This window comes from Micromonospora sp. NPDC003776, assembly GCF_053605645.1.
The window spans coordinates 1-1,125 of the sequence record NZ_JBSGJR010000986.1 but is presented as its reverse complement, the minus strand read 5'-3'; the positions used below and the strand labels follow the sequence as shown (position 1 = coordinate 1,125).

Genomic DNA, 1,125 nt, shown 5'->3' with positions numbered 1-1,125 from the left:
CGCCGCGGCTGCGCGATCACCACCCGACCGGCCACCTCGTCGGCGACCGCCAGCGGGGCCAGCGTGGTCTTGCCGGTGCCGGGTGGCGCCACCAGGACCGCCGTGCCGGCGCCGTGCAGCGCCCCGACCAGCGCCGGCAGCACGGGCCGGACCGGCAGGTCGAGGGGTACGTCGGAGAGCACGGACCAACTCTCGCACCCGCCCCCCGGGGCGGGCGGCGGGCCCCTGTTCCGCTTTTCACATTGACCGTCACCGTTCGGCGGCGGAGGGTGACGGGATGGCGATGATGGCGTACGACGACCGGGCCGCCGACGCCTTCGCGGCCGCCCGGCACCTGCCCCCGGACGGCCTGGCGAGCTGGCGGGACGCGGTCGCCCGGCACCTGCCGGTCCGGCCCGGCGCCCGGGTGCTCGACCTCGGGGCGGGCACCGGTGCCTGGGCCGACGCCTTCCGGTCCTGGTACGACGTCCAGGTGGTGGCGGTGGAGCCGGCGGCGGCCATGCGCGCCCGCTCGGTGTACCCGGGAATGGTGGCCGGCCGGGCGGAGGCCCTGCCGCTCGCGGCGGCCGAGCTGGACGGCGCGTGGCTGTCGACCGTGGTGCACCACCTGCCGGACCTGCCGGCGGTCGCCGCCGAGCTGCGGCGTGTGCTGCGGCCCGGCGCGCCGGTGCTGATCCGGTCGGTCTTCGCCGGGCGCGGCGGTGGCGTCACGCTGTTCCGCTGGTTCCCCGAGGCGCTGCGGGTGCTCGACGGCTATCCGTCGGTGGCCGAGGTCTGCGCCGCGTTCGAGCCGGCCGGCTTCGCCCCGGTGGCGCTGACGCCCGTGCCGCAGGTCAGCGCCCGGTCACTGCGGGACGCGGCGAACGGGCTGCGCCGGGCGGCGCACACCCCGCTGGCCCTGCTCGACGACGCCGACTACGACCGCGGCCTGGGCCGATTGCGGGCCGCCGCCCGGCGGACGCCGCACGCCCCGGTGGTCGACGTGCTGGATCTGCTGGTGCTGCGCTGACGCAGCGCTGAACCCGAGGTGCTGGGCTGACGCAGCGCAGAGGCGGAACGGCCCGGTCGGTGAACCACCGACCGGGCCCGCGTGGACATGACGATGGCCGGGCCCGCCGACCCGGC

2 protein-coding genes are annotated in these 1,125 nt (G+C 78.0%); one reads left to right on the top strand and one right to left on the bottom strand.

Annotated features, from left to right (window positions below; translation table 11 throughout):
* Positions 1-182: hypothetical protein (locus tag ACWEVO_RS36940; RefSeq protein WP_452312011.1), on the bottom strand; the 182-nt coding region annotated here is incomplete at its 3' end.
* Positions 183-277: 95 nt separating this feature from the next.
* Between ACWEVO_RS36940 and ACWEVO_RS36935 the strand changes: the two genes are divergently transcribed.
* Positions 278-1,009, top strand: coding sequence for a class I SAM-dependent methyltransferase (locus ACWEVO_RS36935; RefSeq protein WP_452312010.1), 732 nt, complete (start codon positions 278-280; stop codon positions 1,007-1,009).
* Positions 1,010-1,125: the final 116 nt, after the last annotated feature.

What these genes read in the sequence shown, in the direction of transcription:
- ACWEVO_RS36935 (WP_452312010.1), top strand. Translation starts at nt 278, where the DNA reads ATGGCGATGATGGCGTACGACGACCGGGCCGCCGACGCCTTCGCGGCC.